At 68.1% G+C, this 18,379-nt stretch carries 14 protein-coding genes; 10 read left to right on the top strand and 4 right to left on the bottom strand.

Annotated features, from left to right (window positions below; translation table 11 throughout):
• The first annotated feature begins 60 nt into the window (after nucleotides 1-60).
• Genes gcvT through gcvP form a run of 3 tightly spaced genes read left to right on the top strand, consistent with a single transcriptional unit; the run spans nucleotide 61 to nucleotide 4,450 of the window.
• Nucleotides 61-1,197, top strand: coding sequence for a glycine cleavage system aminomethyltransferase GcvT (gcvT, locus tag AC1DVT_RS08600; protein WP_477388177.1), 1,137 nt, complete (start codon nucleotides 61-63; stop codon nucleotides 1,195-1,197).
• Nucleotides 1,194-1,577, top strand: a complete 384-nt coding sequence (gcvH, locus tag AC1DVT_RS08595) for a glycine cleavage system protein GcvH (RefSeq protein WP_477388169.1) — start codon at nucleotides 1,194-1,196, stop codon at nucleotides 1,575-1,577. Before gcvT ends, gcvH begins: the two co-directional genes overlap by 4 nt.
• A 53-nt stretch (nucleotides 1,578-1,630) precedes the next feature.
• Nucleotides 1,631-4,450 carry an aminomethyl-transferring glycine dehydrogenase gene (gcvP, locus tag AC1DVT_RS08590; protein WP_477388175.1) on the top strand — a complete coding sequence of 940 codons (2,820 nt, stop codon included), beginning with the start codon at nucleotides 1,631-1,633 and terminating at the stop codon, nucleotides 4,448-4,450.
• A 37-nt stretch (nucleotides 4,451-4,487) separates the two neighbouring features.
• Here gcvP and AC1DVT_RS08585 read toward each other — a convergent pair whose 3' ends face one another.
• Entirely contained in the window at nucleotides 4,488-5,306 is an 819-nt protein-coding gene (locus tag AC1DVT_RS08585) for a CPBP family intramembrane glutamic endopeptidase (RefSeq protein ID WP_477388173.1), read from the bottom strand.
• Nucleotides 5,307-5,499: 193 nt separating this feature from the next.
• Here AC1DVT_RS08585 and AC1DVT_RS08580 point away from each other — a divergent pair, with 193 nt between their 5' ends.
• From AC1DVT_RS08580 to AC1DVT_RS08570, 3 genes are all read left to right on the top strand, one after another.
• A complete protein-coding gene (locus AC1DVT_RS08580) occupies nucleotides 5,500-7,356 on the top strand; it encodes an ABC transporter family substrate-binding protein (protein WP_477388167.1) in 1,857 nt (618 codons plus the stop codon).
• Nucleotides 7,357-7,460: 104 nt separating this feature from the next.
• Nucleotides 7,461-8,972 carry an ABC transporter permease gene (locus AC1DVT_RS08575; RefSeq protein WP_457100231.1) on the top strand — a complete coding sequence of 504 codons (1,512 nt, stop codon included), beginning with the start codon at nucleotides 7,461-7,463 and terminating at the stop codon, nucleotides 8,970-8,972.
• 1 nt (nucleotide 8,973) lies between these two features.
• Nucleotides 8,974-10,047 carry an ABC transporter permease gene (locus AC1DVT_RS08570; protein WP_477388165.1) on the top strand — a complete coding sequence of 358 codons (1,074 nt, stop codon included), beginning with the start codon at nucleotides 8,974-8,976 and terminating at the stop codon, nucleotides 10,045-10,047.
• Between the two features lies 1 nt (nucleotide 10,048).
• On the opposite strand, the gene AC1DVT_RS08565 is transcribed toward AC1DVT_RS08570, so the two are convergent.
• Nucleotides 10,049-10,642 carry a PH domain-containing protein gene (locus tag AC1DVT_RS08565; RefSeq protein ID WP_457100233.1) on the bottom strand — a complete coding sequence of 198 codons (594 nt, stop codon included), beginning with the start codon at nucleotides 10,640-10,642 and terminating at the stop codon, nucleotides 10,049-10,051.
• Nucleotides 10,643-10,744: 102 nt separating this feature from the next.
• On the opposite strand from AC1DVT_RS08565, the gene AC1DVT_RS08560 reads away from it, so the two are divergent.
• Nucleotides 10,745-12,442, top strand: coding sequence for an ABC transporter ATP-binding protein (locus tag AC1DVT_RS08560; protein ID WP_477388171.1), 1,698 nt, complete (start codon nucleotides 10,745-10,747; stop codon nucleotides 12,440-12,442).
• 89 nt (nucleotides 12,443-12,531) lie between these two features.
• Nucleotides 12,532-14,442, top strand: coding sequence for a translational GTPase TypA (typA, locus tag AC1DVT_RS08555; RefSeq protein WP_477388163.1), 1,911 nt, complete (start codon nucleotides 12,532-12,534; stop codon nucleotides 14,440-14,442).
• 67 nt (nucleotides 14,443-14,509) lie between these two features.
• Here typA and AC1DVT_RS08550 read toward each other — a convergent pair whose 3' ends face one another.
• Nucleotides 14,510-16,552: a pectate lyase family protein gene (locus tag AC1DVT_RS08550; RefSeq protein WP_477388161.1), complete on the bottom strand. Its 2,043-nt coding sequence runs from the start codon at nucleotides 16,550-16,552 to the stop codon at nucleotides 14,510-14,512.
• A gap of 200 nt (nucleotides 16,553-16,752) precedes the next feature.
• On the opposite strand from AC1DVT_RS08550, the gene AC1DVT_RS08545 reads away from it, so the two are divergent.
• Together AC1DVT_RS08545 and AC1DVT_RS08540 are read left to right on the top strand one after the other, a co-directional pair.
• Entirely contained in the window at nucleotides 16,753-17,508 is a 756-nt protein-coding gene (locus tag AC1DVT_RS08545) for an AzlC family ABC transporter permease (protein WP_477388159.1), read from the top strand.
• A complete protein-coding gene (locus AC1DVT_RS08540; protein WP_477388157.1) occupies nucleotides 17,505-17,819 on the top strand; it encodes an AzlD domain-containing protein in 315 nt (104 codons plus the stop codon). Before AC1DVT_RS08545 ends, AC1DVT_RS08540 begins: the two co-directional genes overlap by 4 nt.
• A 15-nt stretch (nucleotides 17,820-17,834) precedes the next feature.
• Here the strand turns inward: AC1DVT_RS08540 and AC1DVT_RS08535 are convergent.
• The coding region (locus tag AC1DVT_RS08535; RefSeq protein WP_477388156.1) for an acyltransferase at nucleotides 17,835-18,379 on the bottom strand (545 nt) is incomplete at its 5' end.

The raw sequence follows: 18,379 nt of genomic DNA, 5'->3' as shown, positions 1-18,379 counted from the left end.
CAGAGGGGGAGTTCAACAGGAGCCGTCCGGCGACTGCCCGCCCGTGACCCGGGAGAACTCATGACCGACCCTCGCTCCACCCCGCTGCACGAGCGCCACGCGGCGCTCGGCGCGTCATTCACCGACTTCGGCGGCTGGATGATGCCRGTGCGCTACTCGTCCGATCTCGCCGAGCACCACGCGGTGCGCACGGCCGCGGGCCTGTTCGACATCTCGCACATGGCCCAGTTCGTCGTGACCGGACCCGACCGCGACGCGTTCCTCGCGTACGCGCTCGCGCTCGACCCGGGCCCGCTCAAACTCTCGCGGGCGAAGTACACGATGGTCCTCGCCGCGGACGGCGGGATCATCGACGATCTGATCGTGACCCGCACCGGCGAGGACCGCCTGCTCATCGTCGCGAACGCCGGCAACCGGGACGTCGTCCGCGAGGCGCTCCAGGACCGCATCGTCGGCTTCGACGCCGTCCTGACGGAAACGGATGACGCGCTCATCGCCGTCCAGGGCCCGCGGGCGCAGCAGATCCTCGAGCAGACCGACGGTCTCGCACACGACGATGCGCTCGCGATGGGGCACACCCTCGAGACTCTCCCGTACTACGCCGCCATGGGCATGCGATTCGGCGCGAGCACGGTGCTCGTCAGCCGCACCGGCTACACCGGCGAAGACGGGTTCGAGCTGAGCGTCGCGGCCGACCGTGCCGGCGAACTCTGGGACGCGCTGCTTGCGGCCGGCGCACCGCTCGGCCTGGTTCCGGCCGGCCTCGCCGCCCGTGACACGCTGCGCCTCGAAGCCGGCATGCCGCTCTACGGCCACGAACTGTCGCTCGACATCGTGCCCGCCCAGGCCGGCCTCGGCCGCGCCGTGCCGCTCGCGACCAAGACCGCGAACTTCGTAGGTCGCGCGGGCATCGAGGCCGCCGCATCCGGCGCCGCCACTGAGGGGCGGGTCCTCGTCGGCCTCGTGAGCGAGGGCCGCCGTGCGGGCCGGGCCGGCTACGCCGTGCTCGACGCATCGGGCGCCACCGTCGGCGTGATCACGAGCGGCGCGCTGAGCCCGACGCTCGGGCACCCGATCGCGATGGCGTTCGTCTCGCCAGCCGTGAGCGCGCCAGGCACCGAACTCTCCATCGACGTGCGGGGAACCAGCATCCCCGCGACCGTGACCGCCCTGCCCTTCTACCGGAGGAAGAAATGACCGATCTCGCCAGCCTCAAGTACACCGCCGAGCACGAGTGGGTCGCCGTGGACGGTGACGTCGCCACGATCGGCATCACCGACTACGCCGCCGACAAGCTCGGCGACGTCGTCTACGTCGACCTGCCCGCCGCAGGTTCGAGCGCCACCGCGGGCGACGTCTGCGGTGAGATCGAGTCCACGAAGTCGGTGGGGGAGCTGTACGCGCCGCTCACCGGCGAGGTCGTCGAGATCAACGACGCCGTCGTGGGCGACCCCTCGCTCGTCAACGCCGACCCGTACGGCGACGGCTGGCTGATCAAGCTCCGCGTCGACGCGGGCGCGGTCGACGGCCTGCTGGATCGCGACGCCTACGTCGCGCTCACGGGCGGCGACGCGTGAGCGGCGCATTCGCGAACCGGCACATCGGAACGGATGCCGCGGCCCAGCGTCACATGCTGGCCACGGTCGGGTACGACAGCATCGAGGCGCTCGTCGAGGCGGCGGTGCCGGCATCCATCCATGTCAGCCCCAGGGAGACCACCGACATCCCCCCGGCGGCGACCGAGGCGGAGGCGCTCGCGGAACTGCGGGCCCTGGCGTCGCAGAACCGCACGGCGCGCCCGATGATCGGGCTCGGCTACTACGACACGCTCACGCCGTCGGTGATCTCGCGGAACGTGCTGGAGAACCCGTCCTGGTACACGGCCTACACGCCGTACCAGCCGGAGATCTCGCAGGGCCGCCTGGAAGCCCTCATCAACTTCCAGACGATGGTCACCGATCTCACCGGGCTGACCACCGCGAACGCCTCGATGCTCGACGAGTCGACCGCGGTRGTCGAAGGCATGCTGGTCGCGCGGCGCGCCTCGAAGTCGAYGTCCCCCGTGTTCGCGGTCGATGCCGACTCCTTCCCGCAGACCAAGGCGCTGCTGCACGCTCGCGCGACCGTCGTGGGCATCGAGATCGCCGAGGTCGACTTCGCGCGCGGTGAGACGCTCCCCGACGAGCTCTTCGGTGTGTTCGTGCAGTACCCCGCGGCGTCCGGCCGGATCTGGGACCCCACCGCCGTCATCGATGCCGCGCACCTGGCAGGCGGTCTCGCCGTGGTCGCCGCAGATCTCCTCGCCCTCACGCTGATCGCTTCCCCCGGTTCGCTCGGCGCCGACATCGCAGTCGGCACGACGCAGCGGTTCGGCGTCCCGCTCGGCTTCGGCGGTCCCCACGCCGGCTACATGGCCGTGCGCGCCGGCCTGGAGCGGCAGCTCCCTGGCCGACTCGTCGGAGTATCGCAGGATGCCGCCGGCCACCCCGCCTACCGGCTCGCCCTGCAGACCCGCGAGCAGCACATCCGCCGCGAGAAGGCGACCTCGAACATCTGCACCGCTCAGGTGCTGCTCGCCGTCATGGCCGCGATGTACGCGGTGTATCACGGCCCGGAGGGGCTCAAGGCGATCGCCACCGAGGTCGCGCAGAAGGCGCAGGCGCTGGCGGAGCGGCTCCGCGAGTACGACCTGCACCTCGCGTCCGACTCCTTCTTCGACACACTGCGGGTGGTGACGCCAGGACCCGCCCAGCGGGTCGTCGACCGTGCACGCTCGAAGGGGTACCAGCTGCACCTGGTGGACGAGGCGACGGTGGGGCTCTCGGTGGATGAGACCACGACCGCCGACGATCTCGCCGCTGTCGCGTGGGCGTTCGGGCTGCCGGCTGCCGACGCGCACGATGTGCGCGACATCCGCTTCGACGATGCGGTGGGGCTCGCGGGCGTGACGGCCGCGCTGCACCGCACCGACGAGTTCCTCACGCATCCCGTGTTCACGAGCCATCACTCCGAGACGGCGATGATGCGCTACMTGAAGCAGCTCGCCGACCGTGACTACGCGCTGGATCGCGGCATGATCCCGCTCGGCTCGTGCACGATGAAGCTCAATGCCGCCACCGAGATGGCGGCCGTGTCCTGGCCCGAGTTCTCCCGCGTGCACCCCTTCGCCCCCGAGGCGGATGTGCACGGCTACCTCGCCATGATCGAGCAGCTCGAGGTCTGGCTCGCCGAGGTCACCGGGTACGACGCGGTGTCGCTGCAGCCGAACGCCGGGTCGCAGGGCGAGCTCGCCGGGCTGCTCGCGATCCGCGGCTACCACGACGCCAACGGCGACGCCGGACGCGTGGTGTGCCTGATCCCCTCGTCGGCGCACGGCACCAACGCCGCCTCGGCGGTGCTCGCCGGCATGAAGGTCGTCGTGGTCGCCTGCGACGACGCCGGCAATGTCGATCTCGCCGATCTGCGTGCCAAGATCGCGCTGCACGCAGAGGCGCTCGCCGCGCTCATGATCACCTACCCGTCGACACATGGCGTGTACGAGCACGACGTGCTCGAGATCACCCAGGCGGTGCACGACGCCGGCGGCCAGGTGTACGTCGACGGCGCCAACCTGAATGCGCTGCTCGGCTTCGCCCGCTTCGGCGACCTCGGCGGCGACGTCTCGCACCTGAACCTGCACAAGACGTTCGCGATCCCGCACGGCGGCGGTGGACCGGGTGTCGGTCCGGTCGCCGCGAAGGCGCACCTCGCCCCGTTCCTGCCCGGTCACCCGTTCGCCCAGCGCAAGGATCACGCGGGCGGCGTCTTCCAGGGTGGTCCGATCTCGGCCGCTCCGTACGGGTCGGCGGGGATCCTGCCCATCTCGTGGGCGTACATGCGCATGATGGGCTCCGAGGGCCTCCGCGCGGCCACCGCGGCGGCCGTCCTGTCCGCGAACTACATCGCCGCGCGGCTGTCCGAGCACTACCCGCTCCTGTATGCGGGCGAAGGCGGCCTCGTCGCCCACGAGTGCATCCTGGACCTCCGGCCCCTGCGGGACGCCACCGGGGTCACCGTCGACGACGTCGCCAAGCGGCTCATCGACTACGGCTTCCATGCCCCGACCATGTCGTTCCCGGTCGCGGGCACCCTCATGGTCGAGCCGACCGAGTCCGAGGACCTCGGCGAGATCGACCGCTTCATCGACGCGATGATCGCGATCAAGGCCGAGGCCGATGCGCTGGCTGCTGGGGAGTGGCCGGCCGATGACAACCCGCTGGTGAACGCCCCACACACCGCGCAGGCCGTMGTCGCGGGCGAATGGACCCACCCGTATTCGCGTGAACTCGCGGTCTACCCGGTCTCCGCGCTCATCCGCACGAAGTACTGGCCGCCGGTCCGCCGGATCGATCAGGCCTACGGCGACCGCAACCTCGTCTGCGCCTGCCCTCCGATCGAGGCCTTCGCCTGAGGAAGACGGATGCCGCGGCCCGCGGCATCCGTCCCTCTCAGGAGGTGGCGGTCGGACTGGGAGTGGGCGACGGCGTGATCGCCGGCGGCGCGAACACCCCCGGCCAGAGCGCTGCCGCCAAGGGATAGCCCACGAACGCGACGATGTCCAGCAGCGTGTGCGCGATGATCAGCGGCATCACGCGGCCCCAGCGCCGGTAGCACCACCCGAACACCACGCCCATGACGAAGTTGCCGACGATCGCGCCGAAGCCCTGGTACGCGTGGTACGCCCCGCGGAGCGCCGCGGTGGCGAGTATCACCGACCACCACGACCAGCCGAGGCGCCGCAGCCGGTCGAAGAGGTAGGCGATGAAGATGACCTCCTCGGTCAGAGCCGCCCGCACGGCGGCGAAGACGAGGAGCGGCACCGTCCACCACGACGGGTCGAGCGGCGATGCATCCACCTGCAGAGTGATCCCGAGCGCGCGGCCGGCCGCATAGAGGGCGAGCCCCGGAACGCCGATCACGACGAAGAGCAGGATGCCGCGGCCGAGGTCGCCGCCGAACCGGTGGAAGTCCAACCCGATCCGCCGGAGCGCGTTCGATCCGGGCTCCCAGAGCAGGTAGACCGCGAGCGCGACAGGCGCCAGGGCGAAGAACAGCGCGAGGAACTGGTAAAGGACGTCCCAGAACTGCTGGGCGTTCGCGGACGGGTTCAGCTGAGTCTGCTGATCGCCGAGCGCCCGCTCGCGCTGCAGCGCCTGCACCAGCTGGAGCACGGAGTACAGCGCGAGTCGACCCACCGACAGGGCCAGGACGATCGCAATCTCCCACCACAATCGCGCGCGGCTGGGCGGATTGGTGGGAATGGACATAGCCGGCGGCAGTTCTGGCGCGCTCACGTTGTCAGAATGTCACACCCGGCGACGGTTGAGTTAAGGGTTTGTAACGTTTTCCCGGGATGTTTTGGCCATCGCGTCAAGCGTGCTTACCCTTGCGGTATCCGTGTCCGGATCACGAAGTCCTGATCATGACATGTGTCTCCACATCCCTTGCACAGGAGGAAAATTGAAGCACAAGCGCATAATCGCCGCTGGAGCGCTCGTCGCTGCCGGCGCGATGCTGTTGAGCGGCTGCACGCCGCCCCGCGCCTCTGAGGTCGTGAAGGGCACCAAGATCACGGTCGCCATGAACGACGTCTTCAGCGGCTACAACACGAACCTGACCAACCTCAACAGCCTCTACAACGCGCAGGTCGCGTACATGGCTCTGGACACGTTCTCGTACTACAACGACAAGCCCGATCTGGTGAAGAACACCGACTTCGGCTCGTACGAGGTCACCAGCGAAGACCCGTGGACCGTCAAGTACACCATCAAGGATGGCGTGAAGTGGTCGGACGGCACCGCCGTCGACGCCGCGGACATGCTCCTGTACTGGGCTGCTCTCACGACGCACGAGACCAACGGTGAGGCAACCGTCGACGAGGAGACCGGCTCGGTCACCGACCAGACGGGCACCGTCTGGAACACTGGCGCAGCCGAGGGCATCGGCTTCGACAACGTCGTAGAGGTCCCCACGCTGAGCGACGACAACCGCAGCATGACCGTCGTCTACGACAAGTTCTACGCGGACTGGGAGCTCGTCAGCCCCATCGGAGTCTCGGGCCACGGCACCGTGCAGCTCGCCTACCCGGGTGACTACGACGGCGAGGACGGCGCGAAGAAGGCCAAGACCGACCTCATCAAGGCGATCCAGGACAAGGACTACGACTTCCTGGGCCCCGTGTCGAAGGCGTACAACACCGCCTACGCGTTCAACGAGATGCCCGAGGGTGGCAAGGACTCGCCCGCGCTGTACTCGAACTACGCGTACACGATCACCGACATGAAGGCGGACGAGTACGTCACGCTGACCGCGAACCCCGACTACACGTGGGGCCCGTCGCCGAAGTTCGAGACCATCACGGTTCGCGCCGTGCCGGACTCGCAGGCGCAGCTGACCGCACTTCAGAACGGCGACATCCAGATCGCGGCCGGCCAGCCGACGCCTGACATCGCCACCGCGCTTGCCAACGGCATCGAGAACATCGACTATGTCGGTGCTCCGGAAGGCTCGTTCGAGCACGTCGACCTCCAGGTCACCAACGGCGGCCCGTTCGACGCGGCCACCTATGGCGGCGACGAGGACAAGGCTCTGGCTGTGCGCGAGGCCCTCTTCAAGACGCTCCCGCGTCAGGAGATCGTCGACAAGCTCATCGTTCCCCTGCAGGCCGACGCCGAGGTTATGAACACCCTGGTGTTCTTCCCGGGCACCGATGGTGCCAAGGCGGCTGCTGAGGTCAACGGCTACTCGGACTTCGAAGAGCCCGATGTCGACGGTGCCAAGGCGCTCCTCGCCGACGCAGGCATCACGACGCCGGTCGACGTGCGCGTGCTGTTCAGCCAGGCGAACGTCCGCCGCAACGCTGAGTTCCAGCTGTGGCAGCCGATCGCCGCTGAGGCCGGGATCAACCTGATCAACGCCTCGAGCACCACGTGGTCGGCTGACCTCGACACGAAGCAGACGTCCTACGACGTCGCGCTCTTCGCGTGGATCCTCAACAACACGGGCCGTACCAGCAACGCGCCGAACTACATCACCGGTGGAGCGAACAACTTCTACGGGTGGTCCTCTGACGCGGTCGATGAGCCCTTCAAGGCTGTCGACAGCGAGAAGGACGGCGCCAAGGCGGACGAGTCGCTCGTCGAGGCCGAGAAGGCCATGGGCGAGCAGTTCTGGTCGATGCCCATCTTCCAGTTCCCCGGCATCACCGCCTGGGACAAGTCCAAGGTCACTGGCGTGACGGCGATGCCGATCACCCCCCAGTACTTCTGGAACTTCTGGGAGTGGACCCCGGTCACCGGAGAGACGCCGAGCGAGTAGCGTTTCCGATCCGGATCATCGGAGGGTGTCGGGGCAAAGCCCCGGCACCCTCCGCATGACCGCGACCAGGCGCGCTAGAGTCCGTTTCAGAAAGGGGATTGCCCATGTGGAGTTACGTCGGACGACGACTGCTCATCGCGGTGTTCGTGATCTTCGCGGCGAGTTACCTCGTCTACGTGCTGTCCGCGAACTCGGGTGACCCGCTCGAGGCGCTTCGCGGGTCCACGGCGCCCAACAAGGAGCAGCTGATGGCTGCCCTCACGGCACAGCTGCACCTGGACGTGCCGCCGTTCCTGCGTTACTTCATCTGGCTGGGCGGCGTCTTCCATGGCGACCTCGGCACCACGATCTCCGGCATCTCGGTGAACACGCTGCTCGCGCAGTCGGCGTGGTCGACGATTCAGCTCGTCACGACGGCCACGATCCTCGCGATGTTCTTCGGAATCTCGATCGGAATGATCTCGGCCCTGCGTCAGTACAGCGGCTTCGACTACTCGGTGACATTCGTCGCCTTCATCTTCTTCGCACTCCCGACGTTCTGGGTCGGGCAGCTGCTCAAGCTCAACGTCGCCATCGCGTTCAACAACTTCCTCGCGAATCCGTTCGTCGCGCCGATCGCGATCTTCCTGCTGTCCCTGGCCGGGGCGTTCATCTGGGCGAGCGCCATGGGCGGCCAGCTCAAGCGCTTCTCGATCAACTTCGCGGGCGCGTTCGTCGCGGTGGCCGCGGTGCTCATCTACACGAACCTCACGGATTTCTTCCAGTACCCCAACCTCGGGCCCGTGTGGATCGGGCTCCTGGGCGGTGCGGCAGCGATCGTGATCACCCAGCTGACCACGGGCCTCTCCAACCGCAGGGCGCTGTACTCCGCCCTCACCGTCGCGGCGCTCGGCGTAGCACTGTGGTGGCCGGTCCAGTACGCCTTCTTCTACTGGCCGACGTGGGGCGCCGTGCTCGTGCTCGCCGTGTGCGCCCTCGCCGTCGGTGCACTCGTCGGCTGGCTGTGGGGCGGCGACGACCGCGCGGTCTCGATCCGCACGGCGATGCTCACCGCCTTCGTCTCCGCACTGCTCACCTTGATCGACCGCATCATGGGCGCCTGGCCCGACTATGTCGCGAACACCGGCGGCCGGCCGATCGCCACGATCGGCTCAGAGACCCCCGGTCTTGAAGGATCGATCTGGCTCGAGGCGGTCGACACCTTCTCGCACCTGCTGCTTCCGACGCTCACGATCATGCTCATCTCGCTCGCGGCCTACAGCCGTTACTCGCGCGGCAGCCTCCTCGAGGTCATGCGCATGGACTACGTGCGCACGGCGCGGGCGAAGGGCCTCAACGAGCGCACCGTGATCATGCGACACGCCTTCCGCAACGCGCTCATCCCGATCGCCACGATCGTCGCCTTCGACCTCGGTGGGCTCATCGGCGGCGCGGTGATCACCGAGACCGTCTTCGCCTGGCGCGGGATGGGCACGATGTTCGTCACGGCGCTCCGGAATGTCGACGTCAACGCGATCATGGGCGTCTTCCTCGTCACGAGCATCTTCGCGCTCGTCTTCAACCTGCTGGCAGATATCGCATACTCCGTCCTCGACCCACGGATCCGGGTGAGCTGAAATGACCAACGAATTCGCGAGCCTCCCCACGGAGGTCCCGTCCGACATCATCACGATCGAGCAGGAGGAGGTCGCCGGCCTCAGCCAGGGCGCCATCGTCCGCAAGCGGTTCTTCCGCCACGTCGGTGCGATGATCTCGCTGGGCGTGCTGATCTTCATCGTGCTGCTCGCCTTCACCTCCGTCGGCTTCGACGTCTTCGGCTTCAAGATCCCGGGCTGGTGGATCCACAACTACACGACGCCCTACCCGATCTACCTGCCGGGCGGTGCACCCACCTGGGTGCTGCCATTCGACTTCGGACCGTTCCCGTTCGGCCAGGACGACATCGGTCACGACGTGTTCGCGCAGGTCATGCGCGGCACCCAGCAGTCGGTCATCGTCATGGTCGTGTACGGCCTGATCGCCGGTCTGGTGGGCATTGTGATCGGCGCGACCGCCGGCTATTACCGCGGCTGGACCGACGCTGTGCTGATGCGCTTCACCGACGTGATCATCATCATCCCCGTCGTCCTCCTCGGCGCGATCGTTGGCCGGACCTTCGGAAGCCTCGGCGCATGGGGCCTCGCCCTCATGCTCGGCTTGTTCGGCTGGGCGGTGCTCGCGCGTCTCGTGCGCGGTGAGTTCTTCAGCCTCCGCGAGCGCGAGTTCGTCGATGCCGCCCGGGTGGCCGGGGCGTCGGACGCGCGGATCATCTTCCGCCACATCCTGCCCAACACCGCGGGTGTGCTCATCGTGAACATCTCGCTCACGATGGCCGGCGCCATCCTCCTCGAGGCGGCCCTGAGCTACCTGGGATTCGGCATCAGCCCGCCGGACGTCTCCCTCGGCCAGCTCCTGAGCCTCTACCAGACGTCCTTCAACACGCGGCCTTGGCTGTTCTGGTGGCCAGGCTTCTTCATCATCACGATCGTGCTCACCATCAACTTCATCGGCGACGGGCTGCGCGACGCGTTCGACCCACGCCAGCGCCGGATGCCGGGCAAGATCGGGCCCTACCGCGAGCTCGGCATGCTGATCGCAAAGCCCTTCCGTCGCAAGGATGCCGCCTCGGTGCGGGAGGAAGCGCCCCGATGAGTCAGGTCAGCGATGTGATCGACCAGCCGATGAGCACCACCGAGATCGCGATCACGAGGAAGTTCCACGACGTGGTCACTCCGACGTACGGCTCGCCCGTCTGTGGGACCTTGGTGCGCCCGGACTGCACGCGGCGGATGATCTCGGCCGCGTCGGGCTCGGACGGCCGGCGCGACACATCCGGCGCCACGTACTCGCGTCCGCTGCGCCACGTGCGGGCGCGCGCCACGAACTCGGCCCGGCGGTCGCCCAAACCGGTGTTCGGCGGGGCAGCCCACGCCGACACCGGACCGGCAGACGTCGTGATGACGAGGGAGCCGCGAGAGTCGATATCCCGCACTTCGTCCCATGGCAGTCGAGTGGTGCGCAGCGGGTTTCGGACTTCGATCCCCTCGCCGGCGATGCGCACGCTCGGCCACCACAACGCCACCCAGACCAGCCAGCCCACCGTTCCGACGGCGGGGGCGATGAACCACAGCTCCGAGCCGGGTCCGTCGCCGACGAACAGCAGACTGATGAGGATGATCGCCGCGATGACCCAGATCACGACCGTCACCATGATGCCCGATGAGGGCCTGAGAATGATGGGCCGCATGACCTCATCCTCGCACGCGGCAGGAGCGGACCGATGAGCGGGACCGACGACCAGGGTCTGAGCGACGCACCGGAAAGCGACCCCACGGTCGCCAAGTACCGGATGACGCGGCGCGCCGGCAAAGAGGCGCAGAAGCGCGGCAACGAGGAGCCGATCATCGAGGTCGAGAACCTCGGCATCGACTTCTGGGTCAACGGCAAGTGGATCAACGCCGCGCGCGAGGTCAACTACGTGGTCCGCCCGGGCGAGGTGCTCGCGATCGTCGGCGAGTCCGGCTCGGGCAAGACGGTCACCTCCATGTCGCTGCTCGGTCTGCTGCCTGGCAACTCGCGCTCGACAGGAAGCGTCAAGCTGCACGGCCGTGAAGTGCTCGGGATGCCGGAGCACGAGCTGTACCGCATCCGGGGCAGCCGGATCGCGGTGATCTTCCAGGAGCCGATGACGGCGTTCAATCCCGTCTACAAAATCGGCTTCCAGATGATCGAGTCGCTGCGGACGCACTTCATCATGTCGCCGGCTGAGGCGAAGGTGCGCGCGCTGGAGCTGCTCAGCCTCGTGGAGATGCCCGACCCGGAGAAGGCGTTCAACTCCTACCCGCACCAGCTGTCGGGTGGGCAGCGTCAGCGCRCCATGATCGCCATGGCGATCTCGTGCGACCCCGACCTGCTGATCGCCGACGAGCCCACCACGGCGCTCGACGTCACGATCCAGGCGGAGATCCTCGATCTGCTGCGCGAGCTGCACCACCGGCTCGACTCCGCGATCATCATCATCACGCACGACCTCGGGGTCGTGGCAGACATCGCCGACAACATCATCGTCATGCGCGAAGGCGTCGTGGTCGAGCGGGGCACCGTCGACGAGGTCTTCAACCACGCGCAGCACCCCTACACCAAGCAGCTTCTCGCCGCGGTGCCGCATCTCGGCGTGACCGAAGCGGCTGATCGCGCGGTCGTCACCGAGAATCCGCTCCTGGTGCTCGAAAACGCCTCGATCGACTACCCCAGTCTCGGTCGGGTCCCCGCGTTCCGCGCGGTGGACGGGGCCAGCTTCAAGATCTATCCCGGCGAGGTGGTGGGCCTGGTCGGCGAGTCCGGCTCGGGCAAGACGACCGTCGGCCGCGCCATCGTCGGGCTGCTGCCGTTCGCCGAGGGCACGGCAAACCTCCTCGGCCGTGAGCTCGTGGGCATCAAGTCCGACACGCTGCGGGAGGTGCGCCGCGAGATCGGCATCGTCTTCCAGGACCCCGGCGCATCGCTGAACCCGCGCTGGCCGGTCGGCCAGTCGATCGGTGAGCCGCTCGAGCTGTCCGGCACCGTGTCACGGGCGAAGATCGGCGAGAAGGTAGAAGAGCTGCTCGATCAGGTCGAGCTGCCCCGCTCCTTCCGCAACCGGTACCCGCACGAGCTCTCCGGCGGTCAGCGCCAGCGCGTCGGCATCGCACGCGCGCTCGCCCTGAGCCCGAAGCTGCTCATCGCCGACGAGCCGACCAGCGCGCTGGACGTCTCGGTGCAGGCGCGGGTGCTCGATCTGTTCGAGAAGCTGCAGGCCGATCTCGGCTTCGCCTGTCTGTTCATCAGCCACGACCTCGCGGTCGTCGACCGCCTGGCCGACCGCATCATCGTGATGAACCTGGGCAAGCTGGTCGAGCAGGGCCCGACCGACGAGATCCTCCGCAACCCGCAGCAGGACTACACCAAGCGTCTGATCGCCGCCGTGCCGGTGCCGGATCCGGCCGAGCAGAAGGCGCGCCGAGAGGCTCGCGCCGCCCTGCTCGCAGCCGAGCGCGACCAAGCCTGAGCCGTTCCCAGGGCGTCACGCCCGCTGGACGGTAGAATGGGGTGCACCCGACTCCGGGTGCACCCCAAATTCTTCGCAAGGACCTCATCATGGCGCGCGCTCTCCGTCCGGATCTCCGTAATGTCGCGATCGTCGCGCACGTCGACCATGGGAAGACCACGCTCGTCGACGCGATGCTCCGCCAGACCGGCTCTTTCGGCTCCCACGAGCACATGGAAGAGCGCGCGATGGACTCCAACGACCTCGAACGTGAAAAGGGCATCACGATCCTCGCCAAGAACACGGCGATCACCTACTCGGGCATCCACACCGACGTGCCCGTGACCATCAACGTCATCGACACCCCCGGTCACGCCGACTTCGGCGGCGAGGTCGAGCGAGGCCTGTCCATGGTCGACGGCGTGGTCCTGCTGGTCGACGCGAGCGAGGGCCCGCTGCCGCAGACGCGCTTCGTGCTGCGCAAGGCGCTCGAGGCGAAGCTTCCCGTCATCCTGCTCGTCAACAAGACGGACCGTCCCGATGCCCGCATCGCGGAGGTCGAGGAAGAGGCGCACGACCTGCTTCTCGGCCTCGCGAGCGACCTCGTGGACGACGTGCCCGACCTCGACGTCGATGCGCTGCTGGACGTGCCCGTCGTGTACGCGAGCGGACGCGCCGGCGCGGCATCCCGCAACCGTCCCGAGAACGGCACGCTTCCCGACAACGACGATCTCGAGCCGCTTTTCGAAGCGATCCTCGAGCACGTGCCCGCGCCGTCCTACGACGATGAGGCGCCGCTGCAGGCGTGGGTCACGAACCTCGACTCCAGCCCGTTCCTCGGTCGCCTCGCACTGCTGCGCGTCTTCAACGGCACGCTCAAGAAGGGCCAGACTGTCGCGTGGGTGCGCGCCGACGGCACCGTCAGCAGTGCGCGCATCACCGAGCTGCTGAAGACCCGCGMGCTCGAGCGCTACCCGGCCGACAGCGCCGCCCCCGGCGACATCGTCGCGATCGCAGGCTTCCCCGACATCACGATCGGCGAGACGATCGCCGACCCCGATGACGTGCGCCCGCTGCCGCAGATCCACGTCGACGACCCGGCCATCTCGATGACGATCGGCACCAACACCTCGCCCCTGGTCGGCAAGGTCAAGGGCCACAAGCTCACCGCGCGCATGGTCAAGGATCGCCTGGACCGCGAGCTCGTCGGCAACGTGTCGCTCAAGGTCGTCGACATCGGCCGCCCCGACGCGTGGGAGGTGCAGGGCCGTGGCGAGCTCGCCCTCGCGATCCTCGTCGAGAACATGCGCCGCGAAGGCTTCGAGCTGACCGTCGGCAAGCCGCAGGTGGTCACCAAGAAGGTCGACGGCAAGACCTACGAGCCGTTCGAGCACCTGACGATCGACGCGCCCGAGGAGTATCTCGGCGCGATCACCCAGCTACTCGCGACGCGCAAGGGCCGTATGGATGGCATGTCGAACCACGGCACCGGCTGGGTGCGCATGGAGTTCATCGTCCCGTCCCGCGGGCTCATCGGATTCCGCACCGAGTTCCTCACCACGACGCGCGGCACCGGCATCGCCAACGCCATCTCGCATGGCTACGAGCCGTGGGCAGGCCACATCGTGACCCGCCAGAACGGCTCGATCGTCGCCGACCGCATGGGCGTCGTGACGCCGTTCGCGATCATCGCCCTGCAGGAGCGCATGTCGTTCTTCGTGCAGCCCACGCAGGAGGTCTACGAGGGCATGGTCGTCGGCGAGAACTCGCGCAACGACGACATGGACGTGAACATCACCAAGGAGAAGAAACTGACCAACATGCGTCAGTCCACCTCCGACACGTTCGAGTCGATGACGCCGCCGCGGCAGCTCACCCTCGAGGAGAGCCTCGAATTCGCCCGCGATGACGAATGCGTCGAGGTCACCCCCGAACTCGTCCGCATCCGCAAGGTGAACCTCGATCAGACCGAGCGCGCCCGGGCGACCTCGCGTCTGAAGCGCCAGGACGCCAACGCCTGAGAATGATCGACGGATGCCGCGACCGGCGCCCCCTCGAGGGTCATCGGTTGCGGCATCCGCTGTTTCATCAGCCTCGGATCGTCACCGTGAGCGGCTTCGCCGCCGTCGCACCCGCCGCATTGCGCAGCTCGGCGGTGAAGATGTAGGTGCCGGGCGGGAGCGTTCCGATCGCGGTGCTCGCCCGCTGCGCGTTCGGCGTGGCGGCGACGAGAGGCTGACGATCGACCTCGATGCCGTCCTGGAACAGGACGTACTCGGTGGCGTTGGCACCCCACCAGAGGTCGGCCGTCACCATGAGCGAGCCGGTGCGAGCGCCGGACGAGCTCAGCACCGCGATACCCGGTGAGGCGTCGCGCACGGCGACGGTGAGCGGCCTCGACCGGCTCTCGCCGTACGGATTGACCGCGACCAGCTCGTACGTGTGCGCGCCGTTCACCCGTCCGGTCACGTCGAAGACCGCCTGCTGCGCAGCGGGGGACGCACCGGCGGAGGCCTGCGCGCCGATCAGCACGCCGTCTTCGTAGAGCTTCACGACCGTCGCGTTCTGACCCCACCACAGGTTCGCAGTGACGCGGTAGTCTCCATCACGCAGTCCGGTGTCCCAGCCGTTGTCGTCCGACAGCACGAACGTGCCGGGAGCGGCGGTGGCCATCGGCGTGCCGGAGTTCAGGATGCCGGCACCCGCACCCGCTCGGACGGCGACGGCGACCTCCGCGGCCGGCTGCGCCTCGTAGACGTAGTGGTCGGCAGGGTCCCACCGGACGTCGTGGGAGAGCTTGTTGGGCGAGGTCGCGTTGAACGCGCCGAGCACATCCACCATCTCGCCGTTGACGAGCGTGCCCGTCTCGGACAGCTCGGTGCCCTTCCACCACGCGATGATGTGATCGACCGGGGAGGAAGGCTGCAGCTCGATGGCGTTCTGCTCCGCGACGATGCTGCTCTCCACGCCCGCGCCCCAGTAGTACTGGAAGAAGGGGCTGCCGGGCACCGACTCGCCGAGCGACGCTTCGGTCTGCTCGTACAGGTTGTTGTACACGTGGACATCGCCGAAGCGCACGCGCGGGGCGCGCTGCCCGATGTCAGTCCAGCGGTTGTGGTGCTGGGTGACGCGGTGCTGACCGCGGTCCTGGGTGCGGGTGTCGCTCGAGCCGATGATGTCGGTCTTGTCGTGGTGCTGAAGCCAGTTCCACGACATCGTGACCAGATCCCCGCCGTGCGTGATGTCGATGAGACCGTCGTGCACCTCGAACGGGCGCCCGTAGACGCGCGGGAGGCTCGTCGGCGGGTGGTCGCCGTCGTCGAAGGTGTTGTGGTCGATCCACACGCTCGTCGCGGTCCACACCGACAGGTTGTCGTACGCCGAGTTCCAGTTGCCGCCGGAGTCGTTCGCGTCCCACTGCGGGAAGCAGTCGTAGGCATCCGAGAGTGTGAGGTTTCGCACGATCACGTTGTGCGCAGCTCGGATCCGAAGCGATGCGCCCGAGACGGCGGCGTCGCCGACGCCGACGAGGGTGACGTTGGATCCGATGTGCTGCAGCGTCAGCGTGGCCTGTAGTGCGGCCGCGGCGACGCGGGCAGCTTCGAGCGGCCCCGTCGGGTCGATGCCCGGTCCGAAGGCCGCAATGTAATCGGCCATCGCGAAGGGCGCGTTCGTGCCTGCAACAGTGATCTGCGCCTCGATGTCCTCGCAGGTGAGCCGGGTGCCGTCCGGCTGCACCCACGGGTCGATGCTGCCCGCGACGTACACGATGCGCGGCACCTCGTTGTAGCGTGCGTCGTTCTGCGAGCCGCCGGGGCGCCCCGCCAGCGCGTCGCGCAGCTCCTGCCAGGTGTCGACGGCGTACACCTCCGCCGGATCGGCGGCGACGCCCCCGGTGACGGGCTCGGCGTGGCGCTCCACCTTCTCGGGGAAGGTCGCACCGGACCACGACGCCCAGCCGTCGCCCGCGGCGATCACCTCGCGACCGAGGTCGACGGCGGGCGGGGGAGCGGCGGCCGTCGCCGAGGGCGCGAACGCGACGGAGAGCCCGCCTACCAGTCCTGCTGTGACCGCGAGTGCGGTCGCTCGCGTGCGGTGTCGTCGCCGCGGCGCGGCCAGCATCGTTCTCATGGGACTCCTTCGTCCTTCGGCAGAAAGGTGATGAGAACGGGCGCTGGAGGCGGCCATAAGCTGAGGAAGCGTTTTCTGCGATGTGCTTCCAGCATGCCAAGGGGCGCCGGAAAGCGCAATCCTCGATCTGGCAGGTTCCGGTCCACGGATGGCGGGCTGGACGCCTCGCCCGTCGCCCGACCGTCGCTAGCATCGAACGAGTGAGCCTGGACCCGCACTTCGACGATGCGCACAGCGGGGGTGAGGCCCGGCGTGCGGCACGCCAGGGACTCGGCGTCGCCCTCGCCACCAGCGCCTACGGGATCTCGTTCGGTGCGCTCGCGGTGGCTGCCGGATTGGATGTCTGGCAGACCTGCGTCCTGAGCCTCGTGATGTTCACGGGCGGCTCGCAGTTCGCCTTCGTCGGCGTGATCGCCTCAGGAGGGATCGCCGCGGCGCCGGCCGCGATCGCCTCCGCGGGCCTCCTCGGCCTCCGCAACGCCGCCTACGGCGTCCGCATGTCGCCGGTCATCGGCAGCGGGGTGTGGCGTCGCGCGGCCRCCGCGCAGTTCACGATCGACGAGTCCACGGCGGTCTCGCTGGCGCAGACCACCCCGCATGCTCGGCTGGTGGGGTTCTGGGTGACGGGGCTCGCCATCTACATCGGCTGGAACATCTCCACTCTCGCCGGGGCGCTCCTGGGCGACGTGCTGGGAGACCCGAGAGCGTATGGATTGGATGCCGCGGCCGCGGCAGCCTTCCTGGCCCTGCTGTGGCCGCGACTCCGGCGCCGCCAGGCCATCGCGGTCGGTGTGGCCGCGGCGATCGTGGCGACCGCGCTCACTCCGACGCTGATGCCGGGGCTTCCGGTCCTCATCGCCGCGCTCGTCGCGATCATCGTCGGCTGGTTCAACTGGCTCGGATCGCCGCCCGAACCAGAACCTGACGACGTCTCAGAGCGCGAGGGACTGCCGTGACGCTGTGGACCGCGATCCTGGTGGCATCGATCATCTGCGTCGCGCTGAAGACGCTGGGATATCTCGTGCCGCCGAAGGTGCTCGACGCACCACGCCCGGCACGGATCGCCGACCTTCTGACCGTCGCGCTGCTCGCTGCGCTCGTGGCCGTCCAGACGCTCGGGGTGGGGCAGGCCATCGTGATCGACGCCCGGGTTCCTGCGGTCCTGGTAGCCGCGGGGCTCCTCGCCCTGCGTGCGCCATTCCTCGTCGTCGTCGCCGCAGCAGCGCTCGTCGCGGCACTCCTGCGGTTCTGGGGCTTCGCGGACTGAATCCAGCAGGCYGGGTCAGTTATAGGCCGTCAGCTGACCATCCGGAAACGTCAGACTTCGGACGACGCGGGCGGGATTGCCGGCGACGAGGGTGTCGTCATCGACGTCGTGGGTCACGACGCTCCCGGCTGCCACGATGGCTCGACGGCCGACAGTCACTCCAGGAAGGATTATGGAATTCGCTCCGATCCACGATCCTGAGCCGATCGTGACAGGAAGGCGTCGGGGCGGGCGCCCCTCGTAGCCGTGCAGGTCGCTGTCCATGATCACGGCGCCGAAGGCGACGAGGATATGGTCGCCGAAGATGATCTCGTGGTGACACTCGATTCGCACGCCGCTGTTCAGATAGACGTCGTTGCCGAACCGTAGACGCCCCGCACCGCGGATGACCGTGGTCGCCTCGATGCTGTGCACCCGGAATGTGTAGCCGGCGGCCGCATCGGTTGCGTCGATCAACGGTCGGCCGCGGCACTCGGCCCAGCGCCCCACGGAGAGAGGACGCAGCCGTCGCTCAGCCCGGAACTGCGCGATCCGATAGGAGATGCCCACAGGGTCAGAGT

This window comes from Microbacterium sp. P2_F9, assembly GCF_056403635.1.
This window is presented reverse-complemented; position numbering and strand designations above follow the sequence as displayed.

Bases quoted from the DNA above. Each gene is read 5' to 3' on its own strand.
- gcvH (WP_477388169.1), top strand. From the start codon at position 1,194: ATGACCGATCTCGCCAGCCTCAAGTACACCGCCGAGCACGAGTGGGTC.
- AC1DVT_RS08585 (WP_477388173.1), bottom strand. From the start codon at position 5,306: ATGTCCATTCCCACCAATCCGCCCAGCCGCGCGCGATTGTGGTGGGAG.
- AC1DVT_RS08575 (WP_457100231.1), top strand. From the start codon at position 7,461: ATGTGGAGTTACGTCGGACGACGACTGCTCATCGCGGTGTTCGTGATC.
- AC1DVT_RS08570 (WP_477388165.1), top strand. From the start codon at position 8,974: ATGACCAACGAATTCGCGAGCCTCCCCACGGAGGTCCCGTCCGACATC.
- AC1DVT_RS08565 (WP_457100233.1), bottom strand. From the start codon at position 10,642: ATGCGGCCCATCATTCTCAGGCCCTCATCGGGCATCATGGTGACGGTC.
- AC1DVT_RS08550 (WP_477388161.1), bottom strand. From the start codon at position 16,552: ATGAGAACGATGCTGGCCGCGCCGCGGCGACGACACCGCACGCGAGCG.